The sequence below is a fragment of the Flavobacterium sp. genome (assembly GCF_027490375.1).
Lineage (GTDB): Bacteria > Bacteroidota > Bacteroidia > Flavobacteriales > Flavobacteriaceae > Flavobacterium.
The window spans coordinates 1-24697 of sequence record NZ_JAIXYH010000040.1 but is presented as its reverse complement, the minus strand read 5'-3'; the positions used below and the strand labels follow the sequence as shown (position 1 = coordinate 24697).

Annotated in this window: 21 protein-coding genes; 5 read left to right on the top strand and 16 right to left on the bottom strand. The window is 40.5% G+C overall.

The genetic code is table 11. The features are described 5' to 3' along the window. Window positions 1-258: 258 nt before the first annotated feature. The 3 genes from Q0064_RS04605 to Q0064_RS04595 all read right to left on the bottom strand — a co-directional run bounded on the left by Q0064_RS04605 (window position 259) and on the right by Q0064_RS04595 (window position 6192). Entirely contained in the window at window positions 259-1671 is a 1413-nt protein-coding gene (locus Q0064_RS04605) for an OmpA family protein (protein ID WP_298144987.1), read from the bottom strand. Between the two features lie 103 nt (window positions 1672-1774). Further along, the gene (kbl, locus tag Q0064_RS04600) at window positions 1775-2968 is read right to left on the bottom strand and encodes a glycine C-acetyltransferase (protein WP_298144984.1); all 1194 of its coding nucleotides are present in this window, start codon (window positions 2966-2968) and stop codon (window positions 1775-1777) included. 101 nt (window positions 2969-3069) lie between these two features. Beyond that, a complete protein-coding gene (locus Q0064_RS04595; protein ID WP_298144980.1) occupies window positions 3070-6192 on the bottom strand; it encodes a UvrD-helicase domain-containing protein in 3123 nt (1040 codons plus the stop codon). A gap of 128 nt (window positions 6193-6320) precedes the next feature. Between Q0064_RS04595 and Q0064_RS04590 the strand changes: the two genes are divergently transcribed. Continuing rightward, window positions 6321-6929 (top strand): superoxide dismutase, encoded by a 609-nt coding sequence (locus Q0064_RS04590; RefSeq protein WP_298144976.1) that lies wholly within the window; start codon window positions 6321-6323, stop codon window positions 6927-6929. A gap of 250 nt (window positions 6930-7179) precedes the next feature. Here Q0064_RS04590 and Q0064_RS04585 read toward each other — a convergent pair whose 3' ends face one another. The 6 genes from Q0064_RS04585 to Q0064_RS04560 all read right to left on the bottom strand — a co-directional run bounded on the left by Q0064_RS04585 (window position 7180) and on the right by Q0064_RS04560 (window position 14930). Beyond that, window positions 7180-7737 carry an OmpH family outer membrane protein gene (locus tag Q0064_RS04585; RefSeq protein ID WP_298144973.1) on the bottom strand — a complete coding sequence of 186 codons (558 nt, stop codon included), beginning with the start codon at window positions 7735-7737 and terminating at the stop codon, window positions 7180-7182. 214 nt (window positions 7738-7951) lie between these two features. Continuing rightward, window positions 7952-8785 (bottom strand): class I SAM-dependent methyltransferase, encoded by an 834-nt coding sequence (locus Q0064_RS04580; RefSeq protein ID WP_298144970.1) that lies wholly within the window; start codon window positions 8783-8785, stop codon window positions 7952-7954. Further along, window positions 8782-9267, bottom strand: coding sequence for a hypothetical protein (locus Q0064_RS04575; RefSeq protein ID WP_298144968.1), 486 nt, complete (start codon window positions 9265-9267; stop codon window positions 8782-8784). The genes Q0064_RS04580 and Q0064_RS04575 overlap by 4 nt, the downstream gene beginning before the upstream one ends. 17 nt (window positions 9268-9284) lie before the next feature. After that, on the bottom strand, window positions 9285-11156 hold the full coding sequence (mnmG, locus tag Q0064_RS04570; RefSeq protein ID WP_298144965.1) for a tRNA uridine-5-carboxymethylaminomethyl(34) synthesis enzyme MnmG: 1872 nt from the start codon (window positions 11154-11156) through the stop codon (window positions 9285-9287). 29 nt (window positions 11157-11185) lie between these two features. After that, window positions 11186-11605: an rRNA maturation RNase YbeY gene (gene ybeY / locus Q0064_RS04565; RefSeq protein ID WP_298144962.1), complete on the bottom strand. Its 420-nt coding sequence runs from the start codon at window positions 11603-11605 to the stop codon at window positions 11186-11188. Beyond that, window positions 11598-14930 carry a hypothetical protein gene (locus Q0064_RS04560; RefSeq protein WP_298144959.1) on the bottom strand — a complete coding sequence of 1111 codons (3333 nt, stop codon included), beginning with the start codon at window positions 14928-14930 and terminating at the stop codon, window positions 11598-11600. The genes ybeY and Q0064_RS04560 overlap by 8 nt, the downstream gene beginning before the upstream one ends. A 223-nt stretch (window positions 14931-15153) precedes the next feature. Here Q0064_RS04560 and gltX point away from each other — a divergent pair, with 223 nt between their 5' ends. Together gltX and Q0064_RS04550 are read left to right on the top strand one after the other, a co-directional pair. Then, entirely contained in the window at window positions 15154-16668 is a 1515-nt protein-coding gene (gene gltX / locus Q0064_RS04555; protein ID WP_298145236.1) for a glutamate--tRNA ligase, read from the top strand. A 48-nt stretch (window positions 16669-16716) separates the two neighbouring features. Further along, window positions 16717-17697 carry an SPFH domain-containing protein gene (locus Q0064_RS04550; RefSeq protein ID WP_298144956.1) on the top strand — a complete coding sequence of 327 codons (981 nt, stop codon included), beginning with the start codon at window positions 16717-16719 and terminating at the stop codon, window positions 17695-17697. A 234-nt stretch (window positions 17698-17931) separates the two neighbouring features. On the opposite strand, the gene Q0064_RS04545 is transcribed toward Q0064_RS04550, so the two are convergent. From Q0064_RS04545 to Q0064_RS04525, 5 genes are all read right to left on the bottom strand, one after another. Next, window positions 17932-18342 (bottom strand): hypothetical protein, encoded by a 411-nt coding sequence (locus Q0064_RS04545; protein WP_298144953.1) that lies wholly within the window; start codon window positions 18340-18342, stop codon window positions 17932-17934. A 3-nt stretch (window positions 18343-18345) separates the two neighbouring features. After that, on the bottom strand, window positions 18346-18996 hold the full coding sequence (locus Q0064_RS04540; protein ID WP_298144950.1) for a hypothetical protein: 651 nt from the start codon (window positions 18994-18996) through the stop codon (window positions 18346-18348). Between the two features lie 117 nt (window positions 18997-19113). After that, window positions 19114-19581, bottom strand: a complete 468-nt coding sequence (locus tag Q0064_RS04535; RefSeq protein WP_298144947.1) for a hypothetical protein — start codon at window positions 19579-19581, stop codon at window positions 19114-19116. 205 nt (window positions 19582-19786) lie between these two features. Then, a complete protein-coding gene (locus Q0064_RS04530; protein ID WP_298144944.1) occupies window positions 19787-20527 on the bottom strand; it encodes a hypothetical protein in 741 nt (246 codons plus the stop codon). A gap of 29 nt (window positions 20528-20556) precedes the next feature. Further along, window positions 20557-21024 (bottom strand): hypothetical protein, encoded by a 468-nt coding sequence (locus tag Q0064_RS04525; RefSeq protein WP_298144942.1) that lies wholly within the window; start codon window positions 21022-21024, stop codon window positions 20557-20559. 391 nt (window positions 21025-21415) lie between these two features. Between Q0064_RS04525 and Q0064_RS04520 the strand changes: the two genes are divergently transcribed. Continuing rightward, window positions 21416-21811, top strand: coding sequence for a helix-turn-helix transcriptional regulator (locus Q0064_RS04520; RefSeq protein ID WP_366094778.1), 396 nt, complete (start codon window positions 21416-21418; stop codon window positions 21809-21811). 5 nt (window positions 21812-21816) lie between these two features. Here the strand turns inward: Q0064_RS04520 and Q0064_RS04515 are convergent, their stop codons facing one another. Continuing rightward, window positions 21817-22128, bottom strand: coding sequence for a YtxH domain-containing protein (locus Q0064_RS04515; protein ID WP_298144935.1), 312 nt, complete (start codon window positions 22126-22128; stop codon window positions 21817-21819). Window positions 22129-22131: 3 nt separating this feature from the next. Then, window positions 22132-24129, bottom strand: coding sequence for a glutamine--tRNA ligase/YqeY domain fusion protein (locus tag Q0064_RS04510; protein ID WP_298144932.1), 1998 nt, complete (start codon window positions 24127-24129; stop codon window positions 22132-22134). A gap of 45 nt (window positions 24130-24174) precedes the next feature. Between Q0064_RS04510 and folB the strand changes: the two genes are divergently transcribed. Next, window positions 24175-24549, top strand: coding sequence for a dihydroneopterin aldolase (folB, locus tag Q0064_RS04505; RefSeq protein WP_298144928.1), 375 nt, complete (start codon window positions 24175-24177; stop codon window positions 24547-24549). Window positions 24550-24697: the final 148 nt, after the last annotated feature.

Below are 24697 nucleotides of genomic sequence, written 5' to 3'. Positions count from 1 at the left end.
GGAAATCAATTCAGAAAAAGCGTACAAAACAAACTTAACGATTTTGAAAGATTACTTTGTTCAGCAGTTTTCTCGGAATTAAAAATCAAGCGAAAGCTACAAAAAGTAGATAAATAAAGCTTGAAAAGCTATCGTTTTTATGATGTAGAAAAGGAATGAGAAAAGCTAGTTAAGCTACGGTTAAGAAAAGGAAGTCCAGAAAAAGCGCATAAAAAAAGGCTGCAAATTGCAGCCTTTTAATAATTTATAGTAGTGAGATTAGTTTACTAATTTCACCTCAACACGCCGGTTGTTAGCTTTTCCTTTAGCTGTTTTGTTAGAGTCGATTGGTTTGCTTTCTCCGTAACCAGCAGAAGTTAAACGGCTAGCGGCAACACCATTTTCGATCAAGTAATTTTTAACAGCTGCAGCGCGCTCCTCAGATAATTTCTGGTTGGCAGCATCTTTACCATCGCTATCTGTGTGACCTTCGATAGAGAATTTCGCAGTTGGATATTGTTTCAAGATTGCAGTAATTGACTGAAGTACTGCGAAAGTTTCTTGCTTGAACGAAGACTTACCGCTGTTGAACAAGATTGTTTTAGCGAAAGCGTTTAGGCGATCTACAGCTTCGGAAGTGATTGCTACTTCTGGGCAACCGTTGTTAGAAGCTACACCTTTTTCATTTGGACATTTATCGTCTTTGTCAAGAACTCCGTCTCCATCTGTATCAGGGTAAGGACAACCTTGGTTATCTTTAGGACCTTTAGTAGTTGGACACTTATCGTCTTTATCGGCAATTCCATCGCCATCAGCATCTGGACAACCTTTCAAAGCAGGAAGACCAGCTACGTCAACACATGCATCAGCGCTATCTTGAACGCCATCGCCATCTGTATCTGGGCAACCTGCGAAAGTCGCTAAACCAGCTACATCAACACATGAATCGTCTTTGTCAAGAACGCCATCGCCATCGGTATCTGGACAACCGTTAAGGTTTTTAGGTCCAGCTACATCTGGACAAGCATCGTACTTGTCGTAAATTCCGTCGTTATCGGTATCAACTCCACCAAATTTAAAGGTTAAACCAGCAAAGTGTTGGAAATGTGTTGGAATACCAGTAGCGCGATCAACGTTAGCTCTGTTGTCCGCGAAAGAATACTTGTAGTTTGTTTGCAACGAGAAACCTACAGTTTCGGTGAACCAAAATGTGATTCCTGCTCCACCATTTAATGTAGCGGCATCAAAATCTCCAAGCCAGTTATAACCACCACCGATGCTTAGGTTTGGATCGATGATTTTAGATTTCAGCATGTTTTTGAAGCTGTATCTGATGTGTGCATCGATTGCATAGTAATCCAAATCACCTGGATTCACCGTAACATAATCTCTCGGGTTTAGTTCAGATTGGTAAACCAATTTTTCGATTCTGTTTATCGAACCTGTCACACCTAGAGAGAAACCGTCAGCCAAATAGCGGCTTACGCTAAAATAAGACACAGATGGAAGAATATTCCAATTGTCTTTTACCTTGAAGGGTTGATCAAAAACACCACTTCCATTAGCGCTAGTTCTCGTGTCAACAGCATTGGCACCAAACGACAATGCCCAAGGATTGTCACCATCTTGCGCCTGAGCGCTGAGGCCTAGAACTAACAACGAAGCAGCAAAAAACTTGTTAAGATTTTTCATACTTGAGTTATTTAGTTACTTAATTAGTATCGGCAAAAGTAAGCTGATATTTCTTATAAAAAAAAGCATCTGTTAAAAAACGTTACAGAATATAAAAAATCTTTTAAATAATGCAAAGTTCTTTTCCAACTTTCGTAAATGCCTGAATAGCTTTGTCGAGATGCTCAACAGTGTGTGCTGCCGATAATTGAACGCGAATTCTTGCCTTCTCTTTGGGAACAACTGGAAAGAAAAAGCCAATCACGTATATTCCCTCTTCAAGCAGTTTTGCAGCCATGTTTTGAGCCAATTTTGCGTCGTATAGCATCACCGGAACGATAGCCGAATCGCCATCAATGATGTCAAAACCTGCTTTTTTCATCCCATTCTTGAAATAATTTGTGTTAAATTCCAACGTATCGCGTAAGCTTGTATCGGTCTTCAACAGTTCAAAAACCTTTAACGAAGCGCCTACAATTGCTGGTGCCAACGAGTTGGAAAACAAATACGGGCGCGAGCGCTGACGTAAAATTTCGATGATTTCTTTCTTGGCTGTTGTATATCCGCCCATCGCGCCACCCAAAGCTTTACCTAAGGTACCCGTTATGATATCCACACGACCCATAACGTTTTTTGCTTCCAGCGTTCCTTTACCGGTAGCGCCGATAAATCCCGCGGCATGACATTCATCCACCATCACTAAAGCATCGTAACGCTCGGCCAAGTCACAAATCTGATCTAAAGGAGCAACGAGTCCGTCCATCGAAAATACACCGTCGGTTACAATCAATTTAAATCTGTGGTTTTTCTCGGTAGCTGCAATTAGTTGTTGTTCTAAATCAGCCATGTTGTTGTTTTCGTACCGATAACGTGCTGCCTTACACAAGCGAACGCCGTCGATGATCGAAGCGTGATTAAGACTGTCGGATATAATGCAATCGTGTTCGCCCAACAGCGGTTCGAAAACCCCACCGTTTGCATCGAAAGCCGCAGCGTACAAAATGGTGTCTTCCGTTCCGTAAAAATCGGCAATGGCTTGCTCTAACTGTTTGTGAATGTCTTGAGTTCCACAAATAAAACGCACCGACGACATTCCAAAACCGTGCGTATCTAATGCATCTTTTGCTGCTTGTACCACTTCTGGATGCGACGACAATCCCAAATAGTTATTCGCACAGAAATTTAAAACCGTCTGACCTGTTGAAATGGTTATTTCTGCTCCCTGTGGAGATGTGATAATGCGTTCTTGTTTAAACAATCCGTTCTCGCGAATTTGCTCAAGCTCTGCTTGCAAATGCTGTTGAATTTTGCCGTACATACTTTTTTTATTTGTCTGCCAAAGTTATGAACCTAAGTTCGATTTAAAAATTTTATCGGAACTGCTTTCTTTGCGCGGTTACCATTGTATTCTTTGTCGCTTTAGGGAATTAGTACAACCTCCAGTTCTTCCGAAGTATAAACCAAGGCTTTCTTTACAACTTCTAATCCCATTTCTTGCAAAACTGCTGCATATGAGTCTAATTGTTTCGCGTGTTCACCGCGTTTACTTCCGGTTTTGTAGTCCAATAATGCAACCTGATTTTTATTCAAAAAACTTACTCGATCGGGTTTTAGGATCGGTGCATGAGCTGAAAGTATAGCCTGTTCGGTTATGGTTTTAACGTCGCGACTAAAAAACTCGCTTAAGTCGGGATGCGCAACTATTTTCTGCATTTGTACGCTGATCGGCGCTAACTCGTCGGTTGTTAACTTGCCTGATTGCACGGCTTTTTGGATCACGTTTTGCACGTCTTCTTGCTGTTTTACTTCGGCTAATAATTCATGCAGTAAAATCCCGGTTGCCAGCGCTTTCTCGGCAGCTGATCCCCACAGAAGAGCGGCTCGATCGGCAATTTTTATTGCATTTCGCTGTTCTTTCTGAGGTGTTCGCGATAAATAATCCACAGAAATGCTGTCGGTAGTGGCTGTTTTTGAAGTTGTATCATCACCAAAAATAAACGATTGCGATTCTGACGCTTGCATGCCAAAATCAGTCGCAAAAGTGGTTAGTATGGTTTCGATGTTAAACGGATTTGAACTCGATTTCGGCGGCGGAACTGTCACAATATGTAAATGTTCCTCAGCGCGAGTAAACGCCACATAGTACTGATTCATTTTATCGGTTTGCCGCTGTTGATGCACTTCTGTGAAAACAGCATCTGCCGAGTCGTTCAATACTTCCTGCTTTGCGTTCGAATCGATTAACGTAAGCGGCAACTCTATGTCTTCGGCTGCGTTCGGAATCCACAATTTCTCCGGAGGAGCGTTTCGCGGTGTAGCAACAAAGGGGTAAATAACAACGGGAAACTCGAGTCCTTTTGACTTGTGCACCGACATTAATTTCACGGCATCGACTCCTGGTGGCGGCGCTACAGCAACTTCTAAACCTTTCTTTTCTTCTAAAAACTCCAAGAAATCTTGCAAACCTGTGAGTCCTCTCGCTTCACATTGCAAAGCTAAATCGCCAAAAACCTGCAAATACGCATCGCTAAATGCGTGTTGTTTTTGCGCTTCTAACCAAACCGTACACAGGTGAATTACTTCGAAAATACTCATCAATCGCAGTGTGTCGAAATTTGCTGGAAAGGCTGCAGAATTAGGAAAATCAACTTTTTTCGTTTCGCGCCATTGTGCCAGATTCGAAGCGATATACGCGTCGACGGTCAAAGCTGTTTGCAATTGTGCTAGTTGGTACAAAAATTCAAACTGGCCGTTGGTATCCTCCGGATTATACAAAAGCTGTAGCAAGGCTTTTATCAACTTAACATCGGGCGAGGCTTTTATTTGCAGCGATTCGGCGCTTAAAATCGGTATGTTATTCTCTAGTAAAACCTCGGAAATCTTGTACAATTCGGCATTCTTATTACTGAGTACAGCAATGTCTTGGTATTTGAATCCCAAACTTAAAAAATGGCGAATCGAATCAATAACCACATTTTCGTGTTCGGCAATATCAGATACCGTAACTCGAACACTACCGCCCTGCTTGCTGTTTGGCTTCTGCGATGCTGTTTCGCTGTATAATGCTTTGGTGGATTCACTGGCTAGAAACTCTTTCGAATAATCAAAAAACGCGTTGTTAAAAGCAATGACGTTACTAAAACTTCGGTAATTGGTATCGAGTACAAAAGTTTGTACATCATCGTTTACAAAAGGTTTATTGGTCTGGTTGGCAAGTCCTTGCAACAATTCTGCTCGTCCGCCGCGCCAACGATAAATGGCCTGTTTCGGATCACCAACAATCATTAAAGTTCCTTTGGTTCCGTCTTCCGACATTCCGGCTGTGGTATTGTCGATTAACGGAACCAAATTGTTCCATTGCAGCACCGAAGTATCCTGAAATTCATCAATAAAAAAATGATCGTACTTCCCTCCTATTCGTTCGTAAATAAATAGTGCCGGTTGTTGTTGTAAATTATTGGCAATTATTTCGTTGAATTCAGATAGTGGAATTTCGTCTCGTTCGCGCTGCACTTCTCGAAACTCTTTGCGAATTTGCAACAGTAAAGACATCCCAACAATCTTATCTACAATTAATTGAAATCTGCTTTTTCGCGTACGGAGCTCATAAATCAGTTGCATTTTGGCAAGCAGTTTTTCTAAATCCGAAAGCAAGGCCGGCGTATCAAATCCTTTCTTAACGCGAAGCGATTCAATACTCTCGAACTTTTTGTCGAAATACTTGTCGTCTTGCGTCTGTATTTGCGAAATGAATTTCGAATTTGCTGCTATAAACGAACCCTGCTCCCACAAGCGGTCGAAATCTGCCTTTACTTCTGCCGATCGTTTGGCGAGCTCAGCTTTTACCTCCGAAATTTTCTGCCGAAGTTGCTTCTGAAAACTGCGAAAATCGAACATACTGAAATCGCGCAGTTCTTCTAATCCCGATTTAAAATCGTCTTTAGTAATTACTTCGGCATCGCGATACAGCTGTTGCTGAAACATGCGATGACTGTTGCCTTCTTCAACATTATTCTCGAGATGTTCCAACAAAATTTCGGTCAGAATAGGATCGTTTCCTGCATCATTAATCACTCGTTCTACCGCCTCTTGCAAAATGGTTTTGGTGTCGAGTGTGACATCAAAATTTACCGGTAAGTCGAAATCGACAGCAAAAGCACGGATAACACGATGTGTAAATTTATCCAAGGTCATGATGTCGAAGGAGGCGTAATTGTGCAACAAGTTCTTGACGATGGCGTTGGCATGCTGCTGAATTTCTTGCTCCGATTTTCCTATTTCACTGCTAATTAAAGCGCGGTATTCTCGCATTTTGTCGGACGGTTCATCGAGCGAAAAGGCGTATAAACTTTCCAAAATCCGACTCTTCATTTCGCTGACGGCTTTGTTGGTAAACGTAACCGCCAAAATGCGTTTGTAGGCATCAACACGCGGGCTACGTAACAGGATTTTCAAATACTCTTTAACGAGTGTGTAGGTTTTACCCGATCCGGCCGAAGCGTAGTAAATTGAAATTGATGGAGTTTCAGAAATTGTCGGCATGTTTTAAGCAGTTTTCTAAACGCAGATTTTTTTTCACAAATTAGCTAAAATATAACTTTACTTTACCAATAAGCCCGCAATTTATTACCTAAATTTGAAGTCCTTTTGTTAAACTTAAAAACAACATTATGGCTTTTGAATTACCAAAATTACCTTACGATTACAACGCTTTAGAACCGCACATCGATGCGCGCACGATGGAAATCCATCATACAAAACACCACAATGCCTACACAACCAATTTGAATGCTGCGATTGCGGGAACTGATTTAGAAGGACTTACAATTGAGAACATTCTAATCAATCTCGACAAGAAAAATGCTGCTGTTCGCAACAACGGAGGCGGTTTTTACAACCACAATTTGTTTTGGACTGTATTGTCGCCAAACGGCGGTGGTTTACCAACAGGCGAATTAGCTGCGGCTATTGAGCGCGATTTTGGAACTTTCGACGAGTTTAAAGCAAAATTTGCGAAAGCGGCAGCAACACAGTTTGGCTCTGGCTGGGCTTGGCTTTGCGTGAAATCAGACGGAAAACTTGAAATATGTGCAACGCCAAATCAAGACAATCCGTTGATGCCGGAAGTGGGCTGCGAAGGAACGCCAATTTTGGGATTAGACGTTTGGGAACACGCGTATTATCTCAACTATCAAAACCGTCGTCCGGATTACATCGAAGCGTTTTTCAACGTAATTAACTGGACGGAAGTGGCGCGCAGATACGCACTTGAAAAATAAGTAAAATCGTTGATTTTCTGAAATTTAATAGCCGTCTCTTCATTAAAGAATGAGGCGGTTTTTTATCTGGGCAGTTGCCGGCTACGTCCTTACGAAACAATTGGGGAGCGCCGGCACCGCGCCATTCGCTATATCCCCGTCTGACGTCGGGGGATGCCGCTGCTGTCGCTACTGCGGAAAATCGTTCCAAAAAAACGAGCATTAAAAAACCCAGATTGCTCCGGGTTTATCTGTTTTTATAAATGGAAAATTATTTTTTCTCCGCAGTTTCTTTCGCTGGCGTAGCTTTATACTTCTCGTTCAGCAACTTAACAATTTCTTTGGTGATGTCTTCTTTCTCATCGCCGTATAAAATCGTAGCCGTTTCACCCGTTCCAAAAATGTATTTGTAACCGTTTTTCTTTCCGTAGTCTTTGATAAACGATTTAACATTCTTTACCAACGAGTCCATTTCTGTACCCATTTGTTGCTGTAATTGCTGTGCAACTGCCTGTGCTGAATATTGCAGTTCTTGCTGGCGACGCTGTAGCTCGGCACCTTTTTGTTGCGCCCAAGCTTCGCCATTTGCACGCGCACTTCTTTCGAAATTTTCAGCGTCGGCTTTAAAATTTTGCTCGGCTACTTCAAACTTTCGACCGGCTTCCTCCGATTTACTTTTGTACTTCGCCTCGATATCTTTTGCTTCCTCATACTCTTCCATCAACTTTGTTGTATCGATGTAAGCATATTTAGCCTCTTTTACTTCTGCGGTTTTCGAACACGCAAGTGCTAAAAGTCCGAACGCAAGAATTACAACTACTTTTTTCATTATTCAATTTTAAAATCGCACAAATGTAGAAATTTTGAAATGTAACGAGATGTTTTTCTTGGTATAAGATAAATTTATAAAAAACAAGGGCTTTATTAGAATCGTCTATTAAAAACGACTTAAATAAAAGCGTTTTAAGGCTCTTTTAGAATTTTCCCTAGTAAAGAGCTATTTCAGCTCATAATTATTGAACAGCGGCTATATAAATGGCTTTTTACGATTTTTGAGCGATGTAAATGAGGCTCGAGTATTCTTTATTGCCTAAAGCTTTCCAGTTTGAGCGTAGGCCAATCCAAAATGCTTTAAAGATAGAACTGCGTCCGTTTTTATATTTTTCGGAAAGCAGTGCAATATAAAAAGCGTCAAAAATCATGGGTTTAATCGCGCGTACTTCAAAACCGCTTTCTCTCAATATTTGTTGCATCCCTTTTTGGTTAAAATGCCATAGGTGTCTTGGAACATCGTAAGCGGCCCAAAAAGCGCCGTAATACTTTGCGTCGAACGATTTATAATTCGGAACGGCAATAACCAGCAAGCCGTCTTTATTCAACAGCTCGTAGCAGCTACGCAGGTGTTCTTTTGGATCGGGTATGTGTTCAAGTACATGCCACATGGTAATTGCATCGAATTGCTGTCCGGAAACTTGCTCAACTTTCTCGAACAACTTTACACCTTTGTCGGCCGCATGCTTACGTGCAATTTCGCTTGGCTCCACGCCTTTTGCCTGCACATTTACTGTTTGCAGTAGTTTTACAAATGCTGCTGTACCTGCACCAATATCTAAAACAGTTTTTAAATTTCGATTGTACTGAAACAATAAACGTACTTTTTTAGATAGCATGTACTGTTTCACCGATTGATAAATCTTGTTCACCAAGCCGGTATTACTGTCGGTGTGAGAAATATAATCGTCGGATTCGTAGTATTTGTCGATATCGGCAGGTTTAGGAAAAGTTTCCAGAGCTTGTAGCGATTCGTTAAAACGCAACTCAAAAACTTCTTTTGAAACGCTAAAATCGGTAACGCGTAAATTTTCGGTAGCGCTCATAATCGGAGGTATTGTTTTTTGAAATCGTTTAGGAAAGCAATCATTTCCTGATAAATTATATGCGATTCATCGAGCGCATCATTTCCGGCAGCATCTACAGCACTAATGGCTACGAAATGGTTGGCTGCCATTTGATCAGCTGTAATATCGTCGACCAGTCCTGTGTATTTGAAATTATACTTTTCAAAATAGCGGTCAAAATCGTTTTTACTGTAAAAGAGCAGCCGAATAGGTTGGCCATTTACGTTTACATCTACATCAAAGTCTTCGCCTGTAACGCCAAAGCGAGCGCGCATGTAGTTTCGGAAATGCAGTTCGTTGTTTCGGTTCTCAAAAATGAAAGCATTTACCGCTTTGTTCGAAACCATCTTTCCTTCCACCGCAATGAAATAATCGTCTACTAATGTCGATTTGCCGGCGCCACAGCTGTTGAGTAGAAAAAGTGAAATTGCGCTAAGGCCTATAAACAGTGCTTTTCTCATTTGTGTTCCACGTGAAACTACCTACCCATGTGCACAAGCAAAACGGAAATATCGCTTGGCGATACGCCGCTAATTCTCGATGCTTGGCTTAAAGTGATTGGTTTGATAGCCGTTAATTTCTGCCGTGCTTCAATCGACATAGATTTCAGTTGCATATAATCAAAGCTTTCGGGGATCTTAATATCTTCCAGACGCTGAAGCTTGTCGGCTTGGTTGCGCTCCTTCTCTATATAGCCCGAATACTTCACGATAATTTCGGCTTGTTCTAATATCTCATCATCAAAATCTTTGTCTGCTAAAAACGCCTGTACTTTCTCAAGTTCTCGCATCGCAGCTAAATCTATTTGTGGACGAGAAAAAACTTTAAACATTTTATCGCTTTGAACAATCTCTGCCGATTCGCGTGCAGTCAATACCGGATTCACTTCCGACGGTGTTACGCTCGTTTCTTTGAAAAATGTTACAACGTCTTGGGCTTTCGCATACTTCTCTTCCATTCTGCGTAAGCGCGATTCGCTTGCTAAACCGATATCAAATGCTTTTCGTGTCAAGCGTTCGTCGGCATTATCCTGACGAAGCAGCGTTCGGTATTCAGCACGCGACGTAAACATGCGGTATGGTTCTTCGGTTCCTTTGGTAATCAAATCGTCGATGAGTACACCGATATAGGCTTCATCGCGTTTTAAAATCAACGGTTCTTGCTCGCGAAACTTTAAAACGGCATTAATTCCAGCTATGAGTCCTTGTGCCGCCGCCTCTTCGTATCCCGTCGTTCCGTTGATTTGTCCTGCGAAATACAGATGATCGATAAGCTTTGTCTCGAGCGTATGTTTGAGTTGGGTTGGCGGAAAATAATCGTACTCTATGGCATAACCTGGTCGGAGAAACTTCACATTCTCGAAACCAACAACCGAACTTAACGCTTTGAATTGAACGTCTTCAGGCAAAGAAGTAGAAAATCCATTCACATACATTTCGCGTGTTTTCCAGCCTTCAGGCTCGATAAACAATTGATGACGCTCTTTATCTGCAAACCGATTTATTTTATCTTCGATCGATGGGCAATAACGCGGGCCGATACTTTTTATACGTCCGTTAAACATTGGCGAACGATCAAACCCGCTCCGCAACAAATCGTGAACCAACGGAGACGTATATGCCATATAGCAACTCTTTTGTTCTTGTAAGGGCTGCGACAAATTGCTGTAACTAAATTTCTGCGGGTGCACGTCGCCCGGTTCTTCTTGCAGCTTACTAAAGTCGATTGAACGGGCATCTACTCGCGGCGGCGTGCCTGTTTTCATACGTCCGCTTTCAAATCCGTGATCTTTTAAAATCTCAGTGATTCCAAAAGCAGCCGACTCACCCGCTCTACCTCCACCAAATTGTTTCTCGCCAATGTGAATCAATCCGTTTAAAAACGTCCCATTGGTTAGCACCACAGCACGGCCTTTGATTTCGATTCCTAAGCTTGTTTTCACACCAGCAATAGCGTTGCCATCAAACAACAAACCTGAAATCATTTCTTGATAGAAATCAAGATTGGGCGTGTTTTCCAGCATGTCGCGCCATTCTTCCGCGAAACGCATCCGATCGCTCTGAACTCTCGGCGACCACATTGCTGGTCCTTTCGACTTATTGAGCATCTTAAATTGAATAGCCGTTCGATCTGAAACGATTCCCGAATATCCACCCATCGCATCGATCTCGCGAACAATTTGTCCTTTCGCAATACCACCCATAGCTGGATTACAAGACATCTGCGCAATTGTTTGCAGATTCATTGTTACCAGCAAGGTTTTTGCTCCCATATTTGCGGCGGCAGCTGCGGCCTCACAACCTGCATGTCCAGCGCCAACCACAATCACATCGTATATATCTTTAAACATAATTCGGTGTTCCACGTGGAACAATTAAGTTAGTGTTCCACGTGGAACATTTCTAATGCTTCGTCTTCCAATTTACGCATCTGCACTTCATCGTCTTCTGACTTGTCTTTGAAGCCGCATAAGTGCAATACGCCATGAATAATTACTCGCCGTAGTTCTTCGATAAACTCTACTCCGAAGTCAACGGCATTCTCGGCCACGCGCTCGGTCGAAATAAACACATCTCCGCCGATTTCATTGCCTACCGTATAGTCGAAAGTGATAATATCTGTTAGCGTATCGTGGTTCAAAAAACGCTGATTCATGTCTAACAAATACTCGTCGGTGCAAAACACATAACTGATTTCACTAATCGCCTTCCCGTGCTTGTGTGCTACACGTAGAATCCAATCAGTAACTAATTTCTCGTCTGTTAACTCAAAGTCTGTTTCACTGTGAAACTCAATCATTGCTAAAATAGTTTTGAACCTTCTTTCCGTAAATGGCGCGCAAAGGTAAGGCTTGTCTGTTTAATATTTCAATGCTGTTTAAATAGTCGCGTAAGGCTGGACTTATCTCAGGCGCGTTATTTGAAAACGACTTCTGATTGGTTTGCGACTGTCGTTTATTGTCTTCGCCTTGTTCGCGAATTGCTTTCTCTAGCTTCAATAATTCTTGTTTAATCGCTTGGACACGCTGTTGCAAATTATTCTTGAAACCTTGATTCAATAATTGCTTTTCCAATTCCTTCATTTGGTTCAAGGCGTTTTGTCCAGCACCTGTCATGCCTTTTCGCTCCAACTCTTTCGATAAAGCTTCCCGCAATTGCTGCTGCTGTTTGTAAATCTCCATGATAGCTTTCGCATCTCCTTCTCCGTCTTCTCCCGATTCACCTTCTCCTTTGCCAGAACCCGACTTACCACCCTCCTTGCCGTTCGGCTGACTTCCGCCTTGCTGCTGCCCATTCGGTTGGTTTCCTTGATTTTTATTTCCTTGTTGTTGACCCATCTTCTCACCCAAACCTTGCTGCTTCTGAATGATGTCGGGCAACTGACCACCTTTGCCCGAACCTTGTCCCGGACTAGGCGTTCCTTTGCCACCACTACCCGAACCACTCATACTCATTTGCATGCTATTCAAAGTTTCAGACAACATATCGGCCAACTTATTGCTACCAGAAACTGTATACTGCTGATGAAACGTTCCGCGGCTTACATTACCTTCCACCAATTGTTCCAACGACTTTTCAATATTGTACGTAATTTCACCAATTTCTTTATTGACCTCCTCCGCAATTTTCGGATTGCGTAAACTCAGTGCAAACAAACTATCGTCTACGTGCTGAAACTGCTGTTTTAAATCTTGCTGCTTCTTAAGTTGTGTATTGTATGAGGGCGAAGAACGCTGCAAGCTTTGAAACTTCTTCATGAGGGATTCCTCAGAAAACGAAAAAGACAACAGATTGTCTAAAATCTGACGCAGCGTTTTTGCATCTTCCTCGTTAGATTCAGACTCGCCAGACATCATCGACTCCGCCATCATTTGCGACATTTCTTTCATCTTTTTAGCCGCAGCTTTTTGCTTAGGCTTTGCTCCCGATTGATTATCTTGTTTAAGCGACTCCCCCGCTTTATTCATATCTTCTTTAACCGACTCCTCTTTCTTCTGATCGCTTGGAATTTCCAACGGAGCTTTTAATTCTTCATTATCTTTCTTCAATTGCTCCAACTGCTTTTCTACATCTTCAAATTCTTTCTTTAAATCTTCTTGTTTCTTGTCTTCGTTCGGAACTTGCTCCTCGGCGAGCTGCTCCTGCTTTTGAGCTAATTCCTCGAGCTTCTTAGCGAGTTGTTCCGCTTTTTTCTTAACATAAAAACGCTTAGTCATTTCAACAAGTTGCTTCAGATTTCTGGTTTGAGATTTCGTCATCTTTTCCAACTTATCCATCTTCTCCAACAAATCTTCTTGCTTCAACTTATCGCCTAACTCCTTCAACTCATCAAGAAGTTTCTGGGTTTCTTCAGATACCTTTTCACTTTTCTCCAGACGCCTTTCGAGATCCTTTTTCTCTTCGTCGTTCTTACCTAATTCCGACTTCTGTAAATTCTCCTTTAACTTCTCGGCAAACTTCTGCATCTTCTCTTCCGTTTGCTGTTGCTTCTCGATAAAGTCTTCTAACTTTTGTTTGTCTTTGAACGACAAATTGTCCTTTTCTCGAGATAATTTTTGAAGTTTATCCAGCTCGCTCAATTGCTTATTTTGCTGGTTAGTGCTCTTCTCTAAATTACTAATTGCCGACTTCTGATCTTGCAAAAACTGATCATTTCGTTCATCAGTGGTAAGAATTCGCTGCGAAAAAACTTCAGATCTCGCCGACTTTGCACCGTTTACACCGTCGTTATCAAAAATCTCAAAATAATATTCATAGCTAACGCCTTCTACAACGGGTAAAGTAGATGGAAATGTAAACACAAAACGATCGTATAATCCAGACTTAGTACTAAAGTTAAAACGACGTTCCTCTTGAGGCTTTCCCGTTGGATAATAAACGATCTGAAACTTTCCTAAACCGTGATCATCCGCAAGTTCTCCCACCACAACTTCTTTCGCAACACCTAACGAATCGGGCGCATGCTTGGCATTGATTGTAGGATATTGATCTTTAACCACCGAGATCTGATATTTCAAACGCTCGTAATTAGAAACTCGCTGATTGGCTGTAGTAATCTCGTAAGATAAAGCATCGCGCAGCTTACGGCTGTAACTAAACGTTTGTTCATTATTGGAAAAAGCTTGCTTTCCATCTGGAACGTTGAAATAAACTGCCGTTGTCGCTTTTGTATTTAAAATCCACGAAACCAAAGTTCCTTCTGGAACCACGGCATTGCCAGTCCCCGAAACTAATTCGGCACGCTTTTGCAAATAGCCAGGATACTGCAAACGCATTTTGAAATCGACTATACTTGGCACTTGCGCAACTTGTAATGTATACTCTTTCGATTGAAAACCGTTTGCTTCCAAAACAAACGTAACTGCTTCTTGTAGGGAAGTGAATTCATACGTAAAAACACCTGGCTCTTCACTATCCATTAAAAAAGTGCGTTCGCCAATCAAAACCGAAACTTGTTCCGGAACTACCTTACCTACTGTTTCTGCACGCAGCGTAAAACTCTGACCTTCTACTCCCGAAAGTGCACTTGTTATGACGAACTTAAAAGGAGCTGGCTTAGCAAAATACTCCGAATAGCGAACCACACGATTTAAACTTCCGGAAAGCACAGATGAATTACCAGAAATGAAAAAATAAGCAACAATAAGAATCGGCAGTATAGCAAGCGGTAAATATCTTTTTGTTTTCGAAAAATCGATGGCATTGGTGAACGGAACCGGCGCCAAAGAAGCTGCTTTTTGATCGATCGATGCCAAAAGTAATTCCGACTTCTGTGGCTCGGCTGTTAATTGAAGGAAATTCAGCAGACGGTCGTCGACATTTGAAAAGTGTTTTCCAATAATCGCGGATGCTTGCTTGTAGTTAATTCCCTTTCGGATTTTAAACAACTTTGCTAAGGGCCAGGCTAAGTATCTTCCAAAAAGAAAAACTTCTACTCCAACAAACAACCAAAAAATTACGGTTCTAGAGGCTGAATCCAGCCAAAGAAAATACTCGATTAAAGAGGTAAATAGTAAATACAACAAGCCCAAGCCCACAAAGAAAATGGCTCCACGTAATACCTCGTTGAAGTAATACTTTCGGATAAAATCCTCTAATTTATCAAAGATGATTTTCTGCTGCATCGATTACGTACTTTTTAACCGATAAAAGTAGCATTTTCGCTGATTCTGTATTGTTAATTCCTTGCTAAGCTTCTTGCAACAATAAAATGCTGAAAAATAATTGATTAGCAAATCGAAATCGCGGTTGGGAAGTAAAATCAGTATTTCAAATCGTTTCCTGCTTTATAATTTCGCAGAAGCAAGCACCATAAAAATGGGTTGATTATCTTTGCATCCTAAAAAAATCGCTATGTCTGTTCGCGTTCGTTTTGCTCCTAGTCCGACTGGGCCATTACACATTGGTGGTGTAAGAACTGCTTTGTTTAACTATCTTTTCGCTAAGAAAAATAAAGGAACTTTTTACCTGCGTATTGAAGATACCGATCAAACTCGATTTGTTCCCGGAGCAGAAGAATACATTTTTGAAGCTCTAGAATGGTTGGGGATTTCACCGGATGAAACAGTTGGGAAAAATGAAAAATTTGGACCGTATCGCCAGAGCGAGCGCAAACATTTGTACAAGCAATACGCCGACGAATTGGTTGCTAAAGGCTTTGCCTATTATGCCTTCGACACCGCAGAAAGTTTAGACGCGCTGCGAAAAAATGCAGAAAAAGAAGGAAAAACTTTCATCTACGGACCTACCAGTCGCAACGGCTTAGAAAATAGTTTAAGCCTTTCGGCAGAAGCAGTTAACGAGCGTTTACAACGTGGCGATGCTTACGTTATTCGTTTCAAAACTGCTGCCGATACGGAAATTTATACCCAAGACATCATCCGCGGACGCATGCGTTTTGAAACCAATTTACTGGACGATAAAGTTTTGTTTAAAAGCGATGGTATGCCCACATATCACCTTGCAAATATTGTAGACGATCATTTAATGGAAACCACACACGTGATTCGTGGCGAAGAATGGTTGCCTTCCCTACCCTTGCATTTTAGCTTGTATGAAGCATTTGGTTGGCAACGTCCGGAATTTGCACATTTACCGCTCTTACTTAAACCACAAGGAAACGGAAAATTATCTAAACGAGACGGTGATAAATTTGGATTTCCGGTATTTCCGTTAGATTGGGTTGGAGAGGACGGAACAAAATCGGCGGGGTATCGCGAAGACGGATTTTTCCCGGAAGCTGTTGTTAACTTCCTTGCACTTTTGGGTTGGAACAATGGAACCGATCAGGAGATTTTTTCTTTGGAAGAGCTAAGTGAATTGTTCGATTTAGAACGCGTTCACAAAGCTGGGGCAAAATTTGATCCGGAGAAGAACTTGTGGTTTAATCACCAGTACTTACAAAAAATTACGGACGAAAAAGGCGGTGAATTATACCAAAAAGAATTGGCTTTACACGGCTATGAAATTCCGATGAACAGCGCTGTTCGTGCATTCACACTGATAAAAAATCGCGCAAACACGGTAAAAGATTTTTACACACTAACCTCGTACCTATACGAAGCGCCAACAACCTACGACGAAAAAATGCGTTTGAAATGGACGGTAGAAACTACCGATTACATCGAAGAATTGGTGGAAGTTCTACAGCAATCGACCAACGACGATAGTTATGCAATTGAAGAAGAGGTTCGTGCACATTTCGCCAAATCGAATGCAAATATGGGACGTATCTTACCTGGAATTCGATTGGCATTGGTCGGGGAGATGAAAGGACCGCACGTGTTCGACATCATTGAAGTGATTGGAAGAACCGAAACCGTTAAACGTTTGCAAACGGGTTTACAAAAAATACCGCTGTAAGCTGTAACTAAATGACAGCTACTGCGTATCATTACGAAAAGCAGTATCATGTCTATCACTCTCATTGTAATCCTTGTTTTAGGATTCTTCATTTTTCTATCGGCTTTCTTCACCGTAAAGCAGCAAACTGCGGTGGTAATCGAGCGTTTCGGAAAGTTTTTAAGCGTACGCAACTCGGGTTTGCAGCTGAAAATTCCGTTAATTGATCGAATTGCCGGACGCGTGAATTTGCGTATTCAACAGCTGGACGTCATCATTGAAACAAAAACCAAAGACAATGTTTTTGTTAAGATGAAAGTTTCGGTGCAATTCAAAGTCATTCAAGATCGCGTTTACGATGCGTTTTACAAGCTCGAATACCCGCACGACCAGATAACAGCCTACGTATTCGACGTTGTGCGCGCAGAAGTTCCTAAATTGATTCTAGACGACGTTTTTGAGCGTAAAGACGACATTGCAATTGCCGTAAAACGCGAATTAAACGAAGCGATGGCCACATACGGTTACGATATCATCAATACGTTGGTAACCGATATTGATCCGGATATTCAAGTGAAAAACGCTATGAATCGTATTAATGCCGCCGATCGTGAGAAAACGGCAGCTGAATTTGAAGCCGAAGCTTCCCGGATTCGCATCGTTGCTAAGGCCAAGGCCGAAGCGGAAAGCAAGCGTTTACAAGGACAGGGTATTGCCGATCAGCGCAGAGAAATTGCTCGTGGTTTGGTAGAGAGCGTCGATGTTTTGAATAAAGTAGGAATTAACAGCCAGGAAGCATCGGCATTGATTGTGGTCACCCAACATTACGACACCTTACAATCGATCGGTGCAGATACGAATTCGAACTTGATTTTGCTACCTAATTCGCCCCAAGCAGGCAGCGACATGTTGAATAATATGGTTGCTTCGTTTACGGCTAGCAATCAGATTGGCGAATCTATGAAAAGAGATGGAAAACGCATTAAGGATGTAGACGCTCCTTACGAACCGCCCACGTATCCTGCTGCAGAACCGGAAACGGAAGAATAAGAACTTTATAAACAGGAACCACCGAAGCAATTTGGTGGTTTTTTTTGGGCAGCTGTCGGCCGTTGTGTAGTGGAAATTCATGAAGCGGCCGCCACCGGGTTTTTGGCTATACTCCTCGCCTACACGCTTCGTGCCTCAGCGCATAGGCTGTGGGGTATTTGCCGCAACCCCTGCTGCGGAAAATCGTGCAAAAAAGTGAAAAACAAAAAAGCCGACTCAAAGCCGGCTTCTTTCTTACTCTGTTTTTACTGCAATAACAACATCTTCTTTAAAGTGGTATTCGCCTTTGCGATAAATTTCTTTGTTTGATAAAATAACCTCGTAGGTATAAACTCCTTTGGGCAGATTTAAGAAACATTCTTTTCCATCAACAGGAATAACAAGCTCCTTTTTAATATCGTCTTGCGTAGCATCCGAAACGCCGTAAATTTTAAATGTTATGCGTTCGGTAAGTTTGTTTTTGATGCAAACTTGGTCGATTACGGTCTTGTTCGCATTGTTGTTTTTAGATGTGGCAAAAATGCTCAGACCAGAAGTGATAATCTCGGCACCACGTAAAATGTTTGTGGTAGTGGACTGAGCGTTTACTTCTACAAAAAATAGAAAGCTCAGTATAACCGAAATCTTTCTAAAATTCCAATACATACATCATCTTATTGGGTTTGCTACTCTAAAATAATTAAAAGTACTATCGTAGGCTTTCAGTTTTCTTTCAAAAGAATACTTGTGTAAATCGCCGTACAAAACAGCAATTTTCTTGGCTTTGCTTTCTTGAATCATTTTAATAACTAAACGATCGCGAATTGTTAAACTCAAGAAATCATAGTTTTCCTGATTAACCTTTTTACATCGGTATTTCTTCCCGATAGGAGTTTTTAAATCGCATTCAGAGAGCTTAACTTCCCCTTTCTCGGCTTCATAAGCTTCTATTAAGGTTTTCAAATTGTAATCTGCGTTTACATCTCTAATTGTATCGATTCCGGTGTTAGCCATAGTCTGGCTCACATAGCCTTTCACGTTAAACTTTTTCATATCGCCGTTAGTTGAATCTTTATACGACGATAAATGAAATCCAGTGATACTTCTTAGTTTCTTCTGTAATTCAGTCTTTTGCTCAGGACTAACTTTCATGTTGGTTCGAATTCCTTCATAGAAAATTAGGTATCCGTCTCTTCTGAGAGAGTCAATGTCTTTTGCGATACGGGCAAAATACTCTGGTTTATTTAAGTGATTAACCCCAATAAACGCAATAGTTCGGTCACCATTGCTGTAGTAATCAATACTATAAAGTTTTCGCATTAAATTGCCTTTGACTTTAACCAAAATTGTTGAACAAGAAATAAATGAAAAAGCCATGAGAAAAGGTAAACTTCGAATAAAAAAACTAAAAAGCCTATTCATGATTTATACTTTAAGTTAAGCAGTTATTTTAATAACAGCAACAGCTATTCGGATAGTTGTGTTTAGCCAACAACCCGCTTTGCACCAACCTCGACCTGGCAGTTTCTCGCCATTTGGCCCAGTGTAATCTTTATTGCATCTATCGATACATTGCGAATGTGATTCTCTACTAACAGCTTGTTGAAAAAGTTGCGGATTGCGAATAAAATAGTCGTTTTTGAACCCTCCAATTTGAAGAATATTTTTAGAAAATTCTATTTTACCAATTTTATTTTCAGATGCAGAAGTTGAAATTCGCACCTGTCCCTTTTCCGAAACCTTTCCATCTAAACTACTCACTAGCACATCAAACGTGAAGATTTCAAGGTCGGTTGAACTATCAAAATACTCCGCAGGAATTTTCATGTTTTCAAACTCGTACGTCTGAGCTACAGCAGCATGAATAAAAAATATTGACAAAAAGGTCAAAAAATATGATTTCATATTATGATAATTTACAATTGTTTTTGAAAAAGTACTTTTAGTCTTTATAACTAAAAACACAAATAACTATTTAAAGAAGTATAAAGCCGATGCTAATCGGATCGGCTTTATTGAATTTGTTGAAGAATAGACAAATGAGATATTTTTTTAGCTGATATTCTTATTTTCAAATATAAGAGCTGTAAAAAAAGAACTAGTTAACTTTCTAAAAAGTAAGCTTTTTTACTTTCCAAGACGGAATGTACTCAAAAGTGCTATCCACTTTTTTGAGTGCATTAGCAACACTATATCGATGATCTTCTCCGAAAACTACAGCAATTCTTTTATAATTACTTTTTAGAATTTGCTCTGCTAGAAAAGCGTCCCGAAGTGTTACAGCTAAATAATCCCATTGTTCTTTAATTACTTTAGAGCATTTATATTTTTCACCTAATTTGGTAGCAAGATCACATTCGTTTAAGCGAACAATACCTTTAGACTTCTCAAACTTCTCAATTAAAGTTTTTAAGTCATAATCTGCGTTGTAATCTACATTTTCACGGATTCCAGTATTAGCATTAGTCTGTTCTATTAAGCCTTTAACGCGGAACTTTTTCAAATCAGCGTTAGTTGAATCTAAGTATTGCGTAAGATGAAAACCCATGATTCTTCTGAACTTCTTTTGAAGAATTTCCTTTTCTTGCTCTGGAATGTCTAAATCAGTCTTAATTCCCTCGTAGAAAATCACATATCCTGCACTACGTAAAGAATCGACATCACTTTTGATTTTAGCAAAATAATCTTCTCTATTAATGTGCAACGTTGGAATGAATGCAACTATCATTCTTTCGTTGGAATAATAATCTACTCCATAAAAGTCTCTACTAAGCTTTGCTTTAAACTTAACTAGGGTTTGCGTGCACCCAAGAAGAAGAAAAGCGCAAAAAAAGGAAATAAGAGTTTTCATATAGCTAAAAAATATAAAATTCAATTTGTCTATTTACCAGATCTAATAGTCGCGATTGCTTCTAAAATACGAACTGTTGTGCTAACCCAACAATTGAACTTGCAAGCACCTCTCCCAGGTAAGCGCTCGCCGTCAGGACTTGTGTATTTTTTATTACAATTATCTATACATTGAGAGTGTGACGGCTCTTCTGCATAAGTTTGGAAATTTTGCGGGTTTCGAACAAAAAAATCAGCTCCAATACCACCAATTCTGAGAATATTGGCGCTTAGCTCGATTTTGCTAACGCCTTCTCCGGTTAGTGGAACGGTTATTCTCATTTGCCCGCGCTCTGTTACACGTCCGTCTTTACTTGTTACTGTAACGTCTTGTACAAAAGTTTCAGTCTCTGATGCTCTACTTAAGTACTTACTTGGAATTTGCATATTAACAAACTGTGTAGCTTGCGCACAAACGATTTGAGTGCCGACTAACAACAAAAACAAAATTTTTTTCATGACTTTAAAATTTAAAAATTACTATTTATTTTCTCGTAATCCGTTGGCCATTGGTTACGGAACAAAGTAATTAGATCATGAAAAAAAAGATGTAAGCATTTCACGCATTAATCTTGCAAAAAACGCAATAATCTTGCGAAAATCGCAACAACTAAAGCGCTAAATATTCTCTCGTATGAAACTAAAAAAAATCGCATAAAAAACTGTGTAAATTACTTGTGATAAAAGTATAAAAAACTAGTCTGAAATTAGAATTAAAAAAACATAAATTATTGAATTTAAATTTGTTACGATGTTATAACATCGTAACAGCGTTGTTAAATTAAAGTTAATATATAATAACGTTTCATATAATGCATAATTTTGAATTCACATAAAACTAACCAAAACTATGCATATAGCCTTTGCAAAAAAAGTACGTCAGTTGCGACTTTTAAAAAATCATAGTGTTAAAGAAGTTGCTTACCACTTAGGAATAGATGCATCTACCTATCACAGACTTGAAACCGGTAAATCGTCTAATTGGTTAAAATACGTACCGAAACTTCTCGAGTTGTACAAAATAAATGAAGAACAACTTTTTCTCGGTTTACCCGAAGATGTAGTTGCTCGTAAAGCAGTCGAAAACAACCTTGCTGAAAATAGCTACCTATTACAATTCTTTCAAAAGGAAATTGAAAAAAGAGATGATTTATTAAATGGATTAAAAAAAGACCTTGAACAATTACGCGCGCTAAACGACAAACAATTTCAAGAACTCAGATTTCTTAAAAAAAATAATTTTTAGTTAAACTATAGTTTTGCTTTCAAACTGTCTAGCTTTTCTTGAAGAGTACGCAAAATCTCTGCCGCGCCGTCGTCGGCTTTAGAAACTAATTCGTCCACTGTTTCGTCTAACTGCTCTTTGGTTATCTTTTGCGACTCGGCTAGTTGCAACAACTCATGGATTTTCTGCGCAATTTTATCTTTCTGCTCTCCGATGCTGTCCTTAATTTTCCGACGCGTTTCGCTTCCTTTATCCGGTGCAAATAAAACACCCAGTGCCAAACCCGCAACTGCTCCTAAAGCGGCTGCTAGAAGTACTTTTGTTTGATCTTTACTCATAATCTACGCTTTTAGCTGTTCTAAAATTACTTGCAATCGCACATCGGAACGCGCTACCAAACCTTCGAATTTCTCCGCCGTTTCGGCATCCATTTCTGCATAGCGCAACAAATCGTTTCCGCTGTACAATAAAAGTACAAATAACAACGAAACCTTGTTGTTGTTCATGTTCTTTTTAACAGCTTGTTGCAACAACGAGAAGTTCTTTATTTGTCCTAAACGAGATTTCAATTGCGCTAATAAAGCTGTCTGCTCGTTCTCATCGGTTAGTTTAAAATACCGATTGAGCTCTTTAAGCGAATTATTAATCAAATTTTCGTCTTGCTTTCCTTTCTCTTCCCACGAATCTTTCAAAGCTACCGTTCGGTTAAAAATCAGTTTACTTTCCGAACTATCTGTATCTACACAGAAATAGCCCAATCGCTGAAATTGGTACCTATTTCCAACCACAGCTGCTTTTAATCCGGCTTCTACTAAACCCGTAACGGTTTTAAGCGATTCTGGGTTCACAAATTCGAGGAAATTTCGCTCTTTGTGTGCATCGGGTGCCTCATCTAAAAATAATCGATCGTAGAGCCTTATTTCGGCTGGTATTGCCGTAGCAGCATCAACCCAATGGATCGTTGCCGCTACTTTTCGTTCACTAGCTTCGGTACCACTTCCGCTCAAACTGTCGGGATCGTAAGTGGCGTGAATCGCTGTAATTCTCCCTTCTTCATCTTTTTCTACCGCAGTTGCTTTCACAATGTAGGCATTCTTCAAACGCACCTCTCCTCCTATCGACAAACGGAAAAACTTTCCGGTTACCTCTTCCATGAAATCGTCACGTTCGATGTACAATTCTCTCGAAAAAGAAATTGTTCTAAAACCTGCGTTTGCATCTTCTTGATTGTTTTCCGCTTTAAGCGAAAGCTGTTCGCCTTCCGGGAAATTCGTAATGATTAGCTTAACCGGATCGAGCACTGCCATAACACGCGGCGCTGTTTTATTTAAATCTTCGCGAATGCAATGCTCCAATACCGAAACGTTTATCAAGTTATCGCGCTTGGCAATTCCGATGGTTTCAGCAAATTTTCGAAGCGATTCGGGCGTATAACCACGGCGACGCAAACCAGAAATAGTCGACATCCGCGGATCGTCCCATCCATTAACGTATTTTTCGTTTACCAACTGCAACAATTTCCGTTTACTTACAACGGTATGACTAAGATTACGACGTGCGAATTCGCGTTGCTTCGGACGAATTGCCGTTCCAGTACCAATCTGATCTAAAAACCAATCGTACAATTCGCGGTGTGGTAAAAATTCGAGCGTACAAAACGAATGTGAAATTCCTTCTAGGAAATCGCTCTGACCATGTGCCCAGTCGTACATCGGGTAAATACACCAATCGGAACCCGTACGGTGGTGGTGTTTGTGTAAAATACGATAAATAATCGGATCGCGCATGAGCATATTAGGTGAACTCATGTCGATTTTAGCGCGTAAAATATGTGTTCCTTCTGCAAATTCGCCTGCTTTCATTCGTTGAAACAAGTCGAGATTTTCGGCAACCGCTCTGTTTCTGTATGGCGAATCGACACCAGGTGTAGTTGGTGTACCTTTCTGTTCGGCCATTGCTTCCGACGTTTGCGAATCGACGTAGGCTTTTCCTTTCTCGATGAGCATCACCGCCCAGTCGTACAGTTGTTGAAAATAATCGGATGCATAACATTCGCGATCCCATGAAAATCCGAGCCAAGCAACGTCGCGTTTAATCGCGTCAACGTATTCTTGTTCTTCTTTCGCTGGATTGGTGTCGTCGAAACGAAGGTTTACAGGTGCCTGATAATCAATTCCTAAACCAAAGTTTAAGTTGATTGCGCTGGCGTGTCCGATGTGCAAATATCCGTTAGGTTCTGGTGGAAATCGGAATCGCAATTCGTTTCGATTTAATCCAGTTGCGAGATCATCTTCAATAATTTGCTCTATAAAATTAAGCGACTTGGCTTCGGTTGACATTTTTCGGTAATTTGCTGCAAAGATATAAATCCCTTTCGCAGAATTATGGCAACAGTTAGTGCTTCGATTGTATTAGATGAAATTCGTGTTTATGCGTACCACGGATGTTTGGCAGAAGAAACCAAAATAGGCAGTGATTATCGGGTTCGAATACGGGTTTGGGCCCATTTATCGAAGTCGGTTATTAGCGACGAACTTTCGGATACGGTCGATTATGTTTTGTTAAATCGTATTGTAAAAGAAGAAATGGCGATCCCATCGAAATTACTGGAACACGTTGCCGGACGTATTTCTGAGCGAATTTTCAGAGAAAGTGCTTTGGTTGAAGAATTAGAAGTTGAAGTAAGTAAAGTAAATCCGCCGATTGGTGGCGATGTGAGTTCGGTAACGATCTGTTTGAGGGAGAGATTGAAAAATTAAAAGATTGAAAGATTAAAAGATTAAAAGATTGAAAGATTGAAAGATTAAAAGATTAAAAGATTGAAAGATTGAAAGATTGAAAGATTGAAAGATTGAAAGATTGAAAGATTGAAAGATTGAAAGATTGAAAGATTGAAAGATTGAAAGA

Bases quoted from the DNA above. Each gene is read 5' to 3' on its own strand.
- kbl (WP_298144984.1), bottom strand. From the start codon at position 2,968: ATGTACGGCAAAATTCAACAGCATTTGCAAGCAGAGCTTGAGCAAATT.
- Q0064_RS04575 (WP_298144968.1), bottom strand. From the start codon at position 9,267: ATGAGAAAAGCACTGTTTATAGGCCTTAGCGCAATTTCACTTTTTCTA.
- Q0064_RS04560 (WP_298144959.1), bottom strand. From the start codon at position 14,930: ATGCAGCAGAAAATCATCTTTGATAAATTAGAGGATTTTATCCGAAAG.
- Q0064_RS04550 (WP_298144956.1), top strand. From the start codon at position 16,717: ATGTCTATCACTCTCATTGTAATCCTTGTTTTAGGATTCTTCATTTTT.
- Q0064_RS04590 (WP_298144976.1), top strand. From the start codon at position 6,321: ATGGCTTTTGAATTACCAAAATTACCTTACGATTACAACGCTTTAGAA.
- Q0064_RS04535 (WP_298144947.1), bottom strand. From the start codon at position 19,581: ATGAAATCATATTTTTTGACCTTTTTGTCAATATTTTTTATTCATGCT.
- Q0064_RS04530 (WP_298144944.1), bottom strand. From the start codon at position 20,527: ATGAAAACTCTTATTTCCTTTTTTTGCGCTTTTCTTCTTCTTGGGTGC.
- mnmG (WP_298144965.1), bottom strand. From the start codon at position 11,156: ATGTTTAAAGATATATACGATGTGATTGTGGTTGGCGCTGGACATGCA.
- Q0064_RS04510 (WP_298144932.1), bottom strand. From the start codon at position 24,129: ATGTCAACCGAAGCCAAGTCGCTTAATTTTATAGAGCAAATTATTGAA.
- Q0064_RS04580 (WP_298144970.1), bottom strand. From the start codon at position 8,785: ATGAGCGCTACCGAAAATTTACGCGTTACCGATTTTAGCGTTTCAAAA.
- ybeY (WP_298144962.1), bottom strand. From the start codon at position 11,605: ATGATTGAGTTTCACAGTGAAACAGACTTTGAGTTAACAGACGAGAAA.
- Q0064_RS04515 (WP_298144935.1), bottom strand. From the start codon at position 22,128: ATGAGTAAAGATCAAACAAAAGTACTTCTAGCAGCCGCTTTAGGAGCA.
- folB (WP_298144928.1), top strand. From the start codon at position 24,175: ATGGCAACAGTTAGTGCTTCGATTGTATTAGATGAAATTCGTGTTTAT.
- Q0064_RS04520 (WP_366094778.1), top strand. From the start codon at position 21,416: ATGCATATAGCCTTTGCAAAAAAAGTACGTCAGTTGCGACTTTTAAAA.
- Q0064_RS04605 (WP_298144987.1), bottom strand. From the start codon at position 1,671: ATGAAAAATCTTAACAAGTTTTTTGCTGCTTCGTTGTTAGTTCTAGGC.
- Q0064_RS04595 (WP_298144980.1), bottom strand. From the start codon at position 6,192: ATGCCGACAATTTCTGAAACTCCATCAATTTCAATTTACTACGCTTCG.
- Q0064_RS04545 (WP_298144953.1), bottom strand. From the start codon at position 18,342: ATGTATTGGAATTTTAGAAAGATTTCGGTTATACTGAGCTTTCTATTT.
- Q0064_RS04525 (WP_298144942.1), bottom strand. From the start codon at position 21,024: ATGAAAAAAATTTTGTTTTTGTTGTTAGTCGGCACTCAAATCGTTTGT.
- Q0064_RS04540 (WP_298144950.1), bottom strand. From the start codon at position 18,996: ATGCGAAAACTTTATAGTATTGATTACTACAGCAATGGTGACCGAACT.
- Q0064_RS04585 (WP_298144973.1), bottom strand. From the start codon at position 7,737: ATGAAAAAAGTAGTTGTAATTCTTGCGTTCGGACTTTTAGCACTTGCG.